Source organism: Dyella sp. M7H15-1 (genome assembly GCF_004114615.1).
Lineage (GTDB): Bacteria > Pseudomonadota > Gammaproteobacteria > Xanthomonadales > Rhodanobacteraceae > Dyella_B.
The window spans coordinates 3,147,323-3,162,111 of the sequence record NZ_CP035300.1 but is presented as its reverse complement, the minus strand read 5'-3'; the positions used below and the strand labels follow the sequence as shown (position 1 = coordinate 3,162,111).

The 14,789-nt window shown below is 58.9% G+C and carries 13 protein-coding genes; 4 read left to right on the top strand and 9 right to left on the bottom strand.

The annotated features are described in order from the left end of the window. Window positions 1-14: 14 nt before the first annotated feature. From EO087_RS14485 to EO087_RS14470, 4 genes are all read left to right on the top strand, one after another. Window positions 15-1,388, top strand: a complete 1,374-nt coding sequence (locus EO087_RS14485) for a Do family serine endopeptidase (protein ID WP_128899487.1) — start codon at window positions 15-17, stop codon at window positions 1,386-1,388. A 200-nt stretch (window positions 1,389-1,588) separates the two neighbouring features. Then, window positions 1,589-2,977: a substrate-binding domain-containing protein gene (locus EO087_RS14480; protein WP_128899486.1), complete on the top strand. Its 1,389-nt coding sequence runs from the start codon at window positions 1,589-1,591 to the stop codon at window positions 2,975-2,977. An 89-nt stretch (window positions 2,978-3,066) separates the two neighbouring features. Then, the gene (locus EO087_RS14475; RefSeq protein ID WP_128899485.1) at window positions 3,067-3,771 is read left to right on the top strand and encodes an HAD family hydrolase; all 705 of its coding nucleotides are present in this window, start codon (window positions 3,067-3,069) and stop codon (window positions 3,769-3,771) included. Window positions 3,772-3,987: 216 nt separating this feature from the next. Beyond that, window positions 3,988-5,370, top strand: coding sequence for a leucyl aminopeptidase family protein (locus EO087_RS14470; RefSeq protein WP_128899484.1), 1,383 nt, complete (start codon window positions 3,988-3,990; stop codon window positions 5,368-5,370). A gap of 47 nt (window positions 5,371-5,417) precedes the next feature. Here EO087_RS14470 and EO087_RS14465 read toward each other — a convergent pair whose 3' ends face one another. The 9 genes from EO087_RS14465 to pal all read right to left on the bottom strand — a co-directional run bounded on the left by EO087_RS14465 (window position 5,418) and on the right by pal (window position 14,608). Further along, window positions 5,418-6,425 (bottom strand): carboxy terminal-processing peptidase, encoded by a 1,008-nt coding sequence (locus tag EO087_RS14465; RefSeq protein ID WP_343133015.1) that lies wholly within the window; start codon window positions 6,423-6,425, stop codon window positions 5,418-5,420. A gap of 85 nt (window positions 6,426-6,510) precedes the next feature. Further along, window positions 6,511-7,497, bottom strand: a complete 987-nt coding sequence (locus EO087_RS14460) for an FUSC family protein (protein ID WP_164931861.1) — start codon at window positions 7,495-7,497, stop codon at window positions 6,511-6,513. A 413-nt stretch (window positions 7,498-7,910) separates the two neighbouring features. Continuing rightward, complete coding sequence (locus tag EO087_RS14450) at window positions 7,911-10,259, bottom strand: carboxy terminal-processing peptidase (protein WP_128899482.1); 2,349 nt, start codon at window positions 10,257-10,259, stop codon at window positions 7,911-7,913. Window positions 10,260-10,269: 10 nt separating this feature from the next. After that, complete coding sequence (lipA, locus tag EO087_RS14445; RefSeq protein WP_128899481.1) at window positions 10,270-11,280, bottom strand: lipoyl synthase; 1,011 nt, start codon at window positions 11,278-11,280, stop codon at window positions 10,270-10,272. Then, window positions 11,277-11,957, bottom strand: coding sequence for a lipoyl(octanoyl) transferase LipB (gene lipB, locus EO087_RS14440; protein ID WP_128899480.1), 681 nt, complete (start codon window positions 11,955-11,957; stop codon window positions 11,277-11,279). The genes lipA and lipB overlap by 4 nt, the downstream gene beginning before the upstream one ends. A gap of 154 nt (window positions 11,958-12,111) precedes the next feature. After that, complete coding sequence (locus EO087_RS14435; RefSeq protein WP_128899479.1) at window positions 12,112-12,402, bottom strand: DUF493 family protein; 291 nt, start codon at window positions 12,400-12,402, stop codon at window positions 12,112-12,114. A 137-nt stretch (window positions 12,403-12,539) separates the two neighbouring features. After that, a complete protein-coding gene (queE, locus tag EO087_RS14430; protein WP_128899972.1) occupies window positions 12,540-13,211 on the bottom strand; it encodes a 7-carboxy-7-deazaguanine synthase QueE in 672 nt (223 codons plus the stop codon). Between the two features lie 36 nt (window positions 13,212-13,247). Continuing rightward, a complete protein-coding gene (gene ybgF / locus EO087_RS14425; RefSeq protein ID WP_343133011.1) occupies window positions 13,248-13,991 on the bottom strand; it encodes a tol-pal system protein YbgF in 744 nt (247 codons plus the stop codon). A gap of 107 nt (window positions 13,992-14,098) precedes the next feature. After that, a complete protein-coding gene (pal, locus tag EO087_RS14420; protein ID WP_128899478.1) occupies window positions 14,099-14,608 on the bottom strand; it encodes a peptidoglycan-associated lipoprotein Pal in 510 nt (169 codons plus the stop codon). Window positions 14,609-14,789: the final 181 nt, after the last annotated feature.

Sequence of the window (14,789 nt, the reverse complement as noted above, 5' to 3'; positions counted from 1 at the left end):
GATCAGGAGATTTCATGCAACGCCGCCTCCTTTGCAGTGCCGCCACTGCTTTCGCTATCACCTTGATCGCCGCAACGCCGATCTGCGTGCAGGCGGCATTGCCCCCTATCGTCGATGGCCAACCGCTGCCCTCGCTCGCACCGATGTTGCAAAAGGTAACGCCCGCGGTGGTGAATATTTCCACCAAGACGCGGGTGCGAGTGAGCAATCCGTTTTTCGACGATCCGGTGATCCGGCAGTTTTTCGGGCTCAATGGCATGCCTCGAGAACAGACCGAGCAAAGCCTTGGCTCGGGCGTGATCGTGGATGCAGCCAAGGGTTACATCCTCACCAACAATCACGTGGTGGGCGGCGCCGATGACATCACGGTGACGCTGCAGGATGGCCGCAATTTCAAGGGCACGCTGGTAGGCACTGACCCCGCCACCGACGTGGCGGTGGTGAAGATCAGCGCGACGGGTTTGCAGGCGTTGCCGATTGCGGATTCGTCAGCATTGCGCGTGGGTGATTTTGTGGTGGCGGTGGGTGATCCGTTCGGGCTGGGCCAGACGGTGACCTCGGGTATCGTCTCTGCCCTGAAACGCTCGGGGCTGGGTGGTTCCAGCTTCCAGAACTTCATCCAGACCGATGCCTCGATCAATCCAGGCAACTCGGGCGGTGCGCTGGTGAATCTGCGCGGCGAACTGATCGGCATTAATACGATGATCCTGTCGCCGTCAGGCGGCAACGTCGGCATTGGCTTCGCCATCCCGACCGATATCGCCAGCAGCGTGATGCAGCAGCTTATTGCGCACGGCAAGGTGAGCCGCGGCAGTCTCGGCATGCAGACGCAGGACATCACACCCCATATTGCCAAGCTGCTCGGGCTGAAAGACAACAACGGCGCTGTGGTCACACGCGTGCTGCCCGGTTCGGCCGCCGATCGCGCGGGCTTGCAGGTGGGCGATGTCGTCACCGCGATCAATGGCTCGTCGTTGGAGAACTCCGATCAACTCAGCAATGCCGAGGGCCTGCTGCCGGCCAACAGCACGGTGAACCTGAGCGTACTGCGCAACGGCAGCACGCGTCAGATCACCGCTCAGCTCGCGCCGGAAAAGCTGGCGACCCTCAATGGCGGCAAGCTCGATCCGCGCCTGGCTGGCGTTACGTTCAGTGACCTGAGTGCGCAGCAAGCCAGCCAGGGCTTGTCCGGCATTACGGTGACAGCCGTGGATCCGAGCAGCCGCGCCGCGCAGGCAGGGCTCTCCGCGGGTGACGTGATTGTGGGTGTCGGCAATCGACGCATCACCATCCTGCAGGATTTGCAGGGACTTGCCTCCGCCCGCCCACGCCAGCTTGTGTTGCTGGTGGCGACGGATCAGGGACTCAATTACGTGGTGATCCAGTAAACATCAGGACGAAACGTATCGGAATTCCCCAGCGGCACGTTTCGTCGCATTCAAATGTTTGACGCAAATATATGAACGCATTTGATGTTTTTGCTTGATGTTTTACCTCCAGGCCGCTGAAATACAGTAACCCCGTCGCTGCAGACCTTTGCGGTAGACGGCACACTCGCATCAATTCCTCATGTAGGTCGTGCCTTTCTATGCCAGTTCGCCTTACTCGCCTGCTTACCGCCGCGCTGATCAGCGCTAGTCTTTCTACTGTGGTGTTTGCTGCAACCACTCAGTCATTGACATGGCGCGGCGACGTCGTCACTGCCAACAGCGTGGTCAAAGGCATGGCGAAAGCCTGGCAAACGTCCGGTCATGGCCACATCGAAATGCAACCGTTCAACACGGCTTCCGGTCTCGATGCAGTGGCCAGTGGCGCAGCCGATCTAGCCGGCAGTGCGCGCCCCAACTCCGGCAGCGCGGTCGATAGCGGCCTCACCTTTACGCCAGTGGCGTGGGATGGCCTGGTGCTGATTACCAACCCGTCCAACCCAGTGAACAGTCTGACCCTGCAGCAAGTGCACGACATCTACTTCGGCAAGATCACCAACTGGAAGGACGTTGGCGGCAACGATGCGCCCATGGACGTGTTCGCCGTAGCGAGCCCGGGTGACGGGGTGGAATACAGCCTGCGCAAATTGCTGTTCGGCCGTGGCAGCCAACCGGTGGCGGCGCCGCGCCTGTATGTGAACACCACGCAGTTGGAAGCCTCGGTGGCGCTGGACCCCCGCGCATTCGGCGTGACCATGCTGTCGAGTGTGGCCGGCGATCCGAAGATCAAGATGCTACGCATCGATGGCGTGGCGCCGAGTATCTCCAGCGTTTCCAGCGGCAGCTATCCGTTGTTCACCGAGATCTATCTGGTAACCAACCCGAGCAGCCCTAAAGCAGCTAACGCGAAGGAATTCGTGGACTTCACGCAGAGCGCGAAGGGTACCGCCGTGCTTCGCCAGCACAGCTTGGTGCCGTACGCCGAAGGCAATGCGCTGATTGCCATGGATGCTTCGCGTCGCAGTCGCATCCTGGCAGCCGTGGGTGCGCATGCCAGCGCCGAACCGACCCAGGTTGCTTCTGCTACACCCGTTCGTCCCGCTGTAACGCCAGCTAGCGTCGCCGCTGCTTCGCGCACCGTTGTGGCTGCTACGCCAGGTCTGAAGAATGTTTCCGGCAGCGTGGTCGCCGCACCAGAACCGAGAAGCCTGAAGAGTGTGCGCGGCGATGCGTTCACCGTGGCCGACGCCACCACGCACGGCACTAGCTTCGCCAAGGTCACCGCGGATGCCTACGTAAGCTACGGCAAAGTCCTCGCCAAGGTTTCCACAAGAGCTTCCAAGACCACTGCGGCGGACAAGAAAATAGACGCCAAGAAGATCGCCAACACCCCCAAGGCGCCGGCACGCACCTACAAGGTTGCCGCGGGTGAAACGCTGTACTCGATCGCTCGCAAGCACGGGGTCGATGTGGCTCAGATCCGTAGCTGGAACCACCTGAAGGACAACACCGTGCGCGCTGGCCAAGTGCTACATATTGACGCGCGCTAATCTCGAGAAGTGAGTTAAGGAAGAGTGAGAAGCAAGTAAAAGCCATGGCGCACCCCTCGCCACTCACTCCTGACCATTCACTCCTTCCCATGCACATCCTCGCCATCACCATCGATCTCGACGATACGCTCTGGCCAGTGATGCCGGCCCTTGAACAAGCCGACCGCGACTTGGACAACTATTTGCGTCAGCACTATCCGCAGGTAGCGCGCACGTGGCCCATACCCGCCATGCGCGAGCTGCGCGCACGCGTGGCCACCGAACGATTCGACCTAGCCCACGATTTCACTGCACAGCGTTACATCACGCTGCAAAAAGCCTTCGATGCCTGCGGCATTGCCGAGGCACCGCTCGATACACTGTGGGAGATCTACGCCAACGCACGCAACCGCGTGGAGTTGTATCCCGACGCCCTGCCCGCACTGGAACGCCTGTGTATGCTGCGCCCCGTCGCCAGCCTGACCAACGGCAATGCCGACCTGCAGCGCATCGGGTTGCATAGGCATTTCGCGCATCACATTGCCGCACGCGATATCGGCTCCGCCAAACCAGAAGCGAAGATTTTTCTGGCGGCGGCCGAACGGCTGGGAGTGGCTCCGGAGAACATCCTGCACGTGGGGGACGATCCGGAGCTGGATGTAGTAGGTGCACGCGATGCGGGGATGCGTACAGCGTGGATCAATCGTACGCGGCACCCGTGGCCGGACCTGCTAGGTGCAGCGCCGGATCTGGATCTGCCCGATCTGGCCACCTTGATAGAGTGGCTCGACAAACACCACGCGCCGTTGCGTTAGCACAGCGTAATCCAACAACAGCCCTTTCCAGAAGCCACCTTTGCGGATGCTGTCGACTTGCTGGGTTACCTCTGGATCAAGAGACAGGTGAAGCATGGGGGGCGCGCCATCACAAAGGATAGCTCGCAGCGATTTTGATCCTCCCTCAAAAAACGCGCATCATCCACGGTCAACAACCACTGACGCGCGCATGCCCTGCCATGCGCAAGGAACTGCATGCCCGTCCTGATCGAACTTCGCTCCAGCCGTCACACCCCTACTCTGATCGAAGCCACCGATGCCGCGCACCTCGCCGTTGCCCGCAAGCGCCTGAGCGCCGCACAGCGTAGCTGGCTGGATGAACATCGCTTTGACGCAGCGCCAGGCAGCATGTGCGTGCTCGCGAATGCAACTGGCAAGCTGGTGCGCGTTATGGTTGGCGTGGACCGGCAGGAGCCGTTGTCGGCGCTAGCTGCGCTGCCGTTGAGCCTGCCGCAGGGCGAATACGCTCTCGCGACCGAAAGCGTGCCGCTCAACCCGCAGCTTGCCGCGCTCGGTTGGGCGCTGGGTGCCTATCAGTTCACGCGCTACCGCAAGGCCAAGCGCACACCTTCCACCCTGGCGGTGGATGCCAAGACACTTGCCGCGCTTGCTCCGCTGATTGATGCCACGTGCCTGGTGCGCGATCTGGTCAATACTCCGACCGAAGACATGGGACCCAAGCAGCTTGCCGATGCGGTGAAGCAGTTGGGCAAGCCGCACAAAGCCAAAGTGCGCGAGTGGGTGGGTGATGAGTTGCTGGAAGACAACTTCCCCACTATCCATGCCGTGGGTCGTGCGAGCCATCGCGCACCGCGCCTGATCGAGTTGAGCTGGGGCAAATCCACCGATCCCAAATTGGTACTGGTTGGCAAGGGCGTGTGCTTCGACACCGGCGGTCTCGACCTGAAGCCTAGCGACGGCATGCGCTGGATGAAGAAGGACATGGGTGGCGCGGCACATGCGATCGCGCTGGCCGGGCTGGTGATGGAAGCGAAGCTTCCAGTGCGCCTGACCTTGCTGATTCCTGCCGTGGAAAACGCCGTTGCGGGTAATGCACTGCGTCCTGGCGAGGTAGTGGTAACACGCGCAGGGCACAGCGTGGAAATCGACAACACCGATGCCGAAGGTCGTTTGGTGTTGTGCGACGCACTGGCTTATGGCGCCGAGCAAAAGCCGGACCTGATCGTCGACTTTGCCACGCTCACCGGCGCGGCGCGCGTTGCGCTTGGCCCCGACCTACCCGCGCTGTTTGCCAACGACGACGGCATCGCTGATGCAGCGCTGGCCTGCGGCCGCACGGCTGCCGATCCGATGTGGCGACTGCCATTGTGGCGTCCGTATCGCAAGATGCTGGAGTCCTACATCGCCGACTTCGCCAATGCCAGCCCGTCGCGTCATGCGGGTGCGATTACGGCGGCGCTGTATATGGAGCGTTTTATCCCGGAAGGCCTGCCATGGGTGCATCTGGATACGTATGCGTGGAACGATGCTGATCGCCCGGGGCGTCCGCGTGGTGGTGAGGCAATGGGGTTGCGCGCGATGTTTGAATGGCTACAGAAGCGATATCGGGCTCATTAAAAACAGCGCCAAAGCGCTGCTTTTTTTGAATGACATCCTGTGAAGACTTAGTGCGCGCCAGCCGAACCTGCCGCGGCCGGGATACTGTCCTTGATCGCCTCCTGGGTCGGAGCCACTGCCGTATTCGGCATGCCGGGCGCGGTTGGCAGTGCCGAGGACGCTGAGCCGGTGACGGCAGCCACGGTATTGGCGCTTTCCTTGCCACCGTAGGGCAGCACTTCCGCAGCCAGCTTCGGGTTTACCTGAATCAGGCCGATCGCATCGAACAGGATGTGTGCGGTTTCCTGTAATTGCGGGTCGGGCGCCTTCTTGGCGTCTTCCTGTTCCTTCAGCTCGGTCTTCAGGCTGCGCTCGTTCGGATTGAGGCCATCATCAAGCTGACTTTCTTCATCGGCTTCCGCCGAATCGCTGCCATCAATCGCCTTGTGACGAGCGCGGAATTCAGCCTGGATCGCGTCGAGCTGCTTGCGCTCCGTCTGCCGCTGGCCGTAGTTCAGCGAGATAGCGGTGCGGTCGGCGAGCTTCTTGTATTGTGCGATTTCATCCAGCATGAGCTGCCATGCCAGCGACTTCGCATCACGGGCTTCATGCATCTGTTCGAGCTGCGGCAGGTAGGCTTTCATATCCGCCACCGGCTTGTAGTCAGCCGGCGGAATCTGCGTCCACGGCAACGCGTTGTCGTAGGTCGACTCGCCGAACTCTTTCTCGTCGCCGTTGGTCGGATACAGAATGTCCGGCGTGACACCCTTCAACTGGGTAGAGCCGCCGTTGATGCGGAAGAATTCCTGCACGGTCATCTTCAGTGCGCCGTAGTTCGGTTTGCTGGACGGATCGGCGGCGAAGCGGTTGAGATCGATCAGCGTCTGCACCGTGCCCTTGCCGAAAGTCGGCGTACCGATCACGAGGCCGCGACCGTAGTCCTGGATCGCCGCGGAGAAGATCTCCGAGGCCGACGCCGTGCCACGGTTGACCAGCACCGCCATGGGACCATTCCAGGTCATCGGCGAAGGATCGTCCTTGCCCTGCGCCTGCACCTGGCCACGCGCGTCGCGCACCTGCACATCCGGCCCCCGGTCGACGATCCATTTCGACGTCGCTCACGGCCGGAGTGGGACTCGCTATTGTCTAAACACGTGCCGATCAACTACAACGGGAGAAGAGCCAAAATATGACGTAAACCATGCCGATCGACCCAATGACGATTGCTCCACCGATCAATGTCAATATGACTCGATCTCCCGCAAGCGTATTAGCATAATTGCCAATCAAGTGAGAAAACCCTAGCACAAACATCTCGATAAATAACGTTCTTCCCACATAAGAAAAACCCAGTGCAAATATAAAAAATAAAAATAACACTAATATAATTAAATTAACGATAAAAATTGGCGGGGCAACATAACCAAACAATAGCACTGTCGCAAGCGCGCCAACGATATTCACGCCCATTCGCATTAACGAAGTTCTAATTTTATCTCTCCCGCCCCCCTGAATAATCAATAATACCGTCAATCCAGTCCAATAAAGGTGCGACAGCGTTGTATAGGATCTTAAAATGTGGACGACGACAAAAGCACCGCTCAATGAGAAAAAAGCAAGCAGCGTAGTGGCGTACCGATCCTCAACAAGCTGCGCCGAGCGATATTCGCGATCGATGCTAGCGCGACGGTTAAAAAACCAGTGGAATCCTGTAAAAATTAAAATAATAGCAAGGCCGTCAAGGCCATATTTCACGCCATCTTGCCAGTCAAGTGGCAGTGACGTGAAAATTAGAAACATCACAGCTCCAGTCACATATACGACCACTTTCTCTCGCGTATTCGGCAAGAAAAAAGCCAAACAGGCATATAGAAGAGTTAGGAGATCAGTAAGTCGCGGAAAATAATAACCCGCCAACCCTCCCGTAATTATCGAAAGGACGACGACCGCACTTCCGAGCATACTGTGAGAAAGTCGTTTTTTATCAGATGAAAAAGTGGCGGCGAATGACATGACTGCCATATTAAATACGATTATCAGTGTGTTATTGGGGGCCCCACAAATTTTAAACAGCACCACAATACTCAGGCAAAAAAACGTGATCTTGATTGCTTCTTCTATATAGGCCTTATAGATAGCGATGCGCATCAATATCATTTCCGGCCGAAGTTAAATTTATTAGGAGGTAAATATTTTGTGGTGACTACGCAGCTATTTTATAAGCCCTAAAATATACCTGATTCCGTGACTTCCTAACGCGCAATGCGCATGGCCTCTGGGTTTGCAAGTGATCTTTAACTCACCCGGCGGGTGAGATGGAGATCACTCCCAAAGCAAGCGTGCATGCGGGTTACGAGTCGGGAGCTCACGGAATCAGGATATAGTTTTGCCAATTTCTGCCCCAGTCATTGCTGGCCGATACGATTTGTTTTGCGAACTGTCATGGCGTGAGCTTGGTCAGCAAGAAGCCAAGCCCCATCTGTTGCGCTTCTGGCTGCGCTCACTGGAGTTTTGAACGCGATGAAAGCGACGTTTGCCGTCGGTCAATGGCTGATATCGGATTAGTGCGCGCCAGCCGAACCTGCCGCGGCCGGGATGCTGTCCTTGATCGCCTCCTGGGTCGGAGCCACTGCCGTATTCGGCATGCCGGGCGCGGTTGGCAGTGCCGAGGACGCTGAGCCGGTGACGGCAGCCACGGTATTGGCGCTTTCCTTGCCACCGTAGGGCAGCACTTCCGCAGCCAGCTTCGGGTTTACCTGAATCAGGCCGATCGCATCGAACAGGATGTGTGCGGTTTCCTGTAATTGCGGGTCGGGCGCCTTCTTGGCGTCTTCCTGTTCCTTCAGCTCGGTCTTCAGGCTGCGCTCGTTCGGATTGAGGCCATCATCAAGCTGACTTTCTTCATCGGCTTCCGCCGAATCGCTGCCATCAATCGCCTTGTGACGAGCGCGGAATTCAGCCTGGATCGCGTCGAGCTGCTTGCGCTCCGTCTGCCGCTGGCCGTAGTTCAGCGAGATAGCGGTGCGGTCGGCGAGCTTCTTGTATTGTGCGATTTCATCCAGCATGAGCTGCCATGCCAGCGACTTCGCATCACGGGCTTCATGCATCTGTTCGAGCTGCGGCAGGTAGGCTTTCATATCCGCCACCGGCTTGTAGTCAGCCGGCGGAATCTGCGTCCACGGCAACGCGTTGTCGTAGGTCGACTCGCCGAACTCTTTCTCGTCGCCGTTGGTCGGATACAGAATGTCCGGCGTGACACCCTTCAACTGGGTAGAGCCGCCGTTGATGCGGAAGAATTCCTGCACGGTCATCTTCAGTGCGCCGTAGTTCGGTTTGCTGGACGGATCGGCGGCGAAGCGGTTGAGATCGATCAGCGTCTGCACCGTGCCCTTGCCGAAAGTCGGCGTACCGATCACGAGGCCGCGACCGTAGTCCTGGATCGCCGCGGAGAAGATCTCCGAGGCCGACGCCGTGCCACGGTTGACCAGCACCGCCATGGGACCATTCCAGGTCATCGGCGAAGGATCGTCCTTGCCCTGCGCCTGCACCTGGCCACGCGCGTCGCGCACCTGCACATCCGGCCCCCGGTCGATGAACAGGCCGGTGAGCTCATTGGCTTCATACAGCGAGCCGCCTCCGTTGTTGCGCAGGTCGATGACCACCCCCTGCACGCCACCGGCTTTCAGTTCGCCCAGCAACTTGGCTACGTCGCGGGTGGCGCTCTTGAAGTTCTTGTCGCCTTCGCTGCGTGCGCCGAAGTCGGAATAGAACATCGGCAACTCGATCACGCCGATCTTGCGGCTGACACCGCCGTCGGTGATGTCGATGACCTTTTTCTTGGCAGCCTGCTCTTCGATCGCCACCTTCTGGCGCACCAACGTGATGATCTCGTGCTTGCCATCCTGGCCTTGATCGGCCGGCACGATTTCCAGGCGCACGGTGGTGTCTTTCTTGCCACGAATCAGGTTGACCACGTCATCCAAGCGCCAGCCAACGACGTCGGTGATGGCGCCAGTCGAGCCTTGTCCCACACCCAGCACCAAATCGCCGACATGGATCTTGCCGGACTTGGCGGCTGGACCTGCGGGCACCAGCTCGCGGATCTGGGTGTAGTCGTCGCGTGCCTGCAACACGGCGCCTATGCCTTCCAGCGAGAGCTTCATGGTGATGTCGAAGTTCTCGGCCTGACGCGGGCCCATGTAATCCGTGTGCGGATCGGTGGAATTGGCGTAGGCGGTCATGAAGGTCTGGAAGGCATCTTCGCCGTCCAGTTGCTTCACACGATCGATGTAGTTGCTATAGCGCTTGTCCAGCGTCTTGCGGATTTCGTCGTCGGTCTTGCCGGCCAGCTTCAGGCGCAGCCAGTCGTTCATGGTGCGCTTGCGCCACAGGTCGTCCAGCTCGGCCTTGTCTTTCGGCCAGTCGGCGTTCTTGCGGTCGATGTTGTAGGTGTCGTTGGTGTTGAAGTCGAAGCCCTGCTTCAACAGGTTGCGCGCATAGGTCATGCGATCGATGGCACGCAGGATGTACTGATTGAAGATGTCGAACGGACCGGACAGGTCCTTGTTCCAGATTTCGTTGTCGAACTTATCTTTGTACTGCGCGAACTTCGCCATGTCCTCCTGCGTGAAGAACACCTTCTCGCCATCCAGCAACTTGAAATACAAGGTGTAGATCTTCTGCGACATCGCATCGTCGAGCGGCTGCGCGTCGTAGTGGAAGCGAGTGAGAAGATGGGCCGAGATCAGCGCGGCATCGCCTTGGCTGTCCGCGGGCTTCAAGGGCAGCTCGGACACTTTGCGCGGCTTGGACGCACCCATGTCAGCGGCGGACTGTGCCAACACCGTGCCGGCGGCGGTGATGCTGAATGCGATCAGCAGGGCGAGCAGGGGACGAAAACGAAAGGTCATGGGGTTCTCTTCAAGCTTGCTCGGTAACGCCTGCTGCATGGGCCTGCAGGTCGGCATGGTAGGAAGAACGCACGAGTGGACCGGAGGCGACGTGATGGAACCCCATCTTTTCGCCCGCTACGCGCAGCGCTTCGAATTCGTCAGGCGTCCAGTAGCGCACCACCGGATGATGATGTGGTGTGGGTTGCAAGTACTGGCCGATAGTGACCATCTCGACATCGTGCGCGCGCAGGTCGCGCATGGTCTCGATCACTTGCTCAAAGGTTTCGCCCAGGCCCAGCATGATGCCGGACTTGGTAGGCACCTCCGGATGCTGCGCTTTGAAGCGCTTGAGCAGATCCAGTGACCATTGGTAATCGGCGCCCGGACGCACTTCGCGATACAGATGCGGCACGGTTTCAAGATTGTGGTTGAACACGTCCGGCGGGAAATCCTTGAGCACTTCCAGCGCGCGTTCCATGCGTCCCTTGCCGCGAAAATCCGGGGTGAGGATTTCAATGCGGATGGTCGGACTGGCATGCCGCACGGCGCGAATACAGGCGGCAAAATGTTCGGCACCACCATCACGCAGATCGTCGCGATCCACCGAGGTGATCACCACGTACTTCAGACGCATGTCGCGAATGGTGTCGGCCAGGCGTGCCGGTTCCAGCGGATCGGGCGCAGCCGGACGGCCATGCGCCACATCGCAGAACGAGCAGCGCCGGGTGCACACTTCGCCAAGGATCATGAAAGTGGCGGTGCCCTTGCTGAAGCATTCGTGGATGTTCGGGCATGAGGCTTCTTCGCACACCGTTACCAACGCGTTCTCACGCAGGCGTGCCTTCAACTGCTGCACGGCATTACCTTGCGGCAGGCGCACGCGAATCCAGCTAGGCTTGCGCAGCGTTGGCGTGTTGGTATCAAAGCCCGCACGGTTGAGCGCGATCTTGTCACTGCCCAACTGTTTCTCGACAACGGGCGTATGGCTTACGACGCTGATCGGAATGGTCTTCGTGGATGAAGCTGACGTATCGCTCATGAAGTAGGTCGGACCGCCACGCGAGCGGGGAGTTCGGGAACAAGGGGAGCAGCCGGTTCGATATCGAAGCCAAACTGTCGGCAAAGCTCACCGATCAGCATATCCTCGACGTCCGACAGCCGCGACGGACCGCCTAAGTCTAGCACTTGCGTGACCGCCAGACCCTTGTAGCCACAAGGATTGATGCGATGGAACGGTTCCAGGTTCATGTTCACATTGAAGGCCAGCCCATGGAAGCTGCAGCCTCGCCGAACCCTGAGGCCCAAGGCAGCGACCTTGGCGTCGGCCACGTAAACGCCGGGAGCACCCTCGCGGCGTACGGCCTCGATATTCCAGTGCGCCAGCGTATCAATAATGGCTTGCTCAATCTTGCTGACTAACTCGCGCACTCCCAAGCCGGCGCGACGCAGATCGATCAGCGGGTAGGCCACGATCTGGCCAGGACCGTGGTAGGTTACCTGGCCACCACGATCTACCGGCACCACCGGAATCTCGCCGGGAGCCAGAACGTGCTCCATCTTGCCGGCCTGACCAAGGGTGAAGATGGGATCGTGCTCGAGTACCCACAGCTCATCGACAGTCGCGGCAGTGCGGTTGTCGGTGAAGACACTCATCGCCTGCCAGACCGGCTCGTAGGGCTGGCGACCTAGGCGGCGGATTTTCAGCGGTTGGGACATGGATCAGGCCTACACGGGATGAGGCCAATTTGTGGCCGGGAGCAGGGACTTGCAAGTGAAGGAAGACATCGCTCCGACCGCTACTTTTCCGCGCGATTGCCCCCTCACCCTGCCCTCTCCCCAAAGGGCGAGAGGGGAAAAGCGTGTCTCCCCATCACAACGTGAAACGAATGTCCGAGTCGGCACGCAACGCGCTATGCGCCAGGTCGTACTGCTCGCGCGTGTCGCAGCGAAAACTGACAGTGACCGAGAGAAAGTTACCTTCGCGTGAATGCTTGTGCCTCACGGTTTCGTGCAGCACGTGCAGGCCGATGCCTTCGAGAATCTGCGACACGCGGGCTTTCAAATCCGCGCTGGCATTGCCCATCGCAGTGATTTCGAACTCGCCGGGAAACTGGAAACCTTGGCCTTCCTGTTGTGCCTTGATCTGATCCAGGTCTTTCATGGGAAGCCTCCCTTCGGCTCGATAACTAAGCGTAATCACATGGACTCGCCCCGCTCCGGTAAGGCCTCACGGGCCAGCGGAGAAGAGTAAAACTGTCCACCGTCGATGGATGAGCGAGAGCAAGTCCATGTGATTACTCAATGCCCCGACGCATCGTTCCATAGCAGCTTGTGCAACTGCAATTGAAAACGCACCGGCAATTTATCCTCGATGATCCACTCCGCCAGCGCACGCGGCTCGACCGCACCATGCACAGGCGAAAACAGCACCATGCAGCGTCGATCGATCGCATGTTCCGCCACCGCATCACGCGCCCATTCGTAATCGGCGCGGCTGGCGACCACGATCTTGACCTGATCATGCGCAAGCAGATGCTTCAGATTGGACCACAGGTTGCGCTTGCTCTCGCCGGAATCCGGCGCCTTCAAGTCCATTACCTTACGCACGCGTGGATCGACCGTGGAAACATCGATGGCGCCGGATGTCTCCAGCGACACCTCGTAACCGGCATCGCACAGCTTCTCCAACAAGACCAGGCAGCGCTTCTGCGCCAGCGGCTCGCCACCGGTCACACAGACATGCTGTGCGCCATGCGATGCCACTTCAGCAAGGATGTCGTCGATATCGCGCCAATGGCCGCCGTAGAAGGAATACTCGGTATCGCACCAAACACAACGCAGCGGGCAGCCGGTCAGACGCACGAACACCGTGCGCCAGCCGATCGCATCCGCTTCACCCTGGATCGAATGAAAGATCTCGGTGATGCGCAAACGATCGGCGGTCGACGAAGCCGACGTGGTGGTGTCCACGTTTGCCTGACTGGTCACACTCACGCCCCCACAGTCTCAGCGCGATGGCTGCGAAAGCCTGCGCAGCCGTTCCTGGGCCAGCTTCGCCGCATTGGAATTAGGATACTTGGCCACGACCGATTTCAGCGTAGCGGCGCCTGCATCGGTCTGCTTCATTTCAAGCTGGCTGTAACCGAGCTTGAGCGTGGCGTCCGGCGCCTTGTCGCTTTGCGGATACTGGCTCAGCAGGTGCTTGAAAGCTTCCACCGCGACCTGATAGTTGGTCGTGGCGTAATACGATTCGCCGAGCCAGTAAAAGGCATTCGGCGTCAACGCATCGCTCGGGTATTTCTGGATGAACTCCCGAAATCCGCGCGATGAAGAGACGTAATCACCTGCCTTCAAGGATTTGAAAGCAGTGTTATAAGCACTGAGCGCCGCCGACTTTTGTGCCGCCGATTTCGCAGGCATCAATGGTACGGACGATGCAGCAGGCGTTGGTGGTGCGGTAGTGGTCGAGGTTGGTGTGGCTGGCGCCGGACCATTGCTGCTGGATGCGACAGCCGGGTTGACACCACCTTTCTCCAGACGTCCGATGCGGCTGTCCAGGTCGGTGTATTGAGCCTTGTCCTGGTCCTGCAACTGTTGAAGCTGATGCTGCAGCTCTTCGATCTGGCCCTGCATATCCCGCATCTGCGACTGCATTTGCTGGAGCTGATTGAGCGTATTGCCTCGACTCTTATCTTGATTTTGCTGTTGCTGTTGCTGTTCGAGCCGGGCAACGCGGTCGGCCAGACTCATTGGAGACGAATCCTGAGCCTGTGCAGGGGCTATAAACAGCATGGCGGACGCCAAGGCGCCCGCCATGCCGAGACTGGCCGCAAAACAATTAGCCAGCCGAAATGCCATTACTCAGCCGTGTAAATGATCTCGACACGACGATTCTTGCTCCAGCAATCCTCGTTATGCTCGCGGCACACCGGCTTTTCTTTACCGTAGCTGATCACACTGACCTGGCTGGCCGAACCACCGTTGGCCTGCAGGGCGCTGGACACGGCGTTACCACGGCGCTCGCCAAGGCCAAGATTGTATTCTCGCGTACCGCGCTCGTCGGTATTGCCTTCCAGACGCATCTGCGAGGTCGGGCGATCCTGCAGGTACTTGGCATGGCATTGCATGATCTGCTGGAACTCCGGTTTCACTTCGTCCTTGTCGAAATCGAAATAGACAACGCGCTGACGCAGGCAAGCATCGGTGTTGAGATCAGCCGGGGTGTACTTACCGGCGCCCTGCGGAGCAGCCTGCTCCTGAGCAACCTGTGGGGCTTCCTGCTGCGGTTTGACTTCCTGCTTCTTGGAACAGGCCGCCGCGCCAACGCAAAGCAGGGCGACCAGAGCGATACGAACGGTCTTATTCATGGTGACGTTCCTTCAAACGGGTTTGATTTCCGACAGTCAATGACGATTACGGGACAGCCATCGCCGTGAACCGGCTGTTTTATTTATTTTTCTTACACCTTCAATTTGCGGCTACGCATTGTACTGCTTAAGACCGCTTTGGGGCGAGGCAAAGCGCCACGACCACCTTTGGCCGAAACAC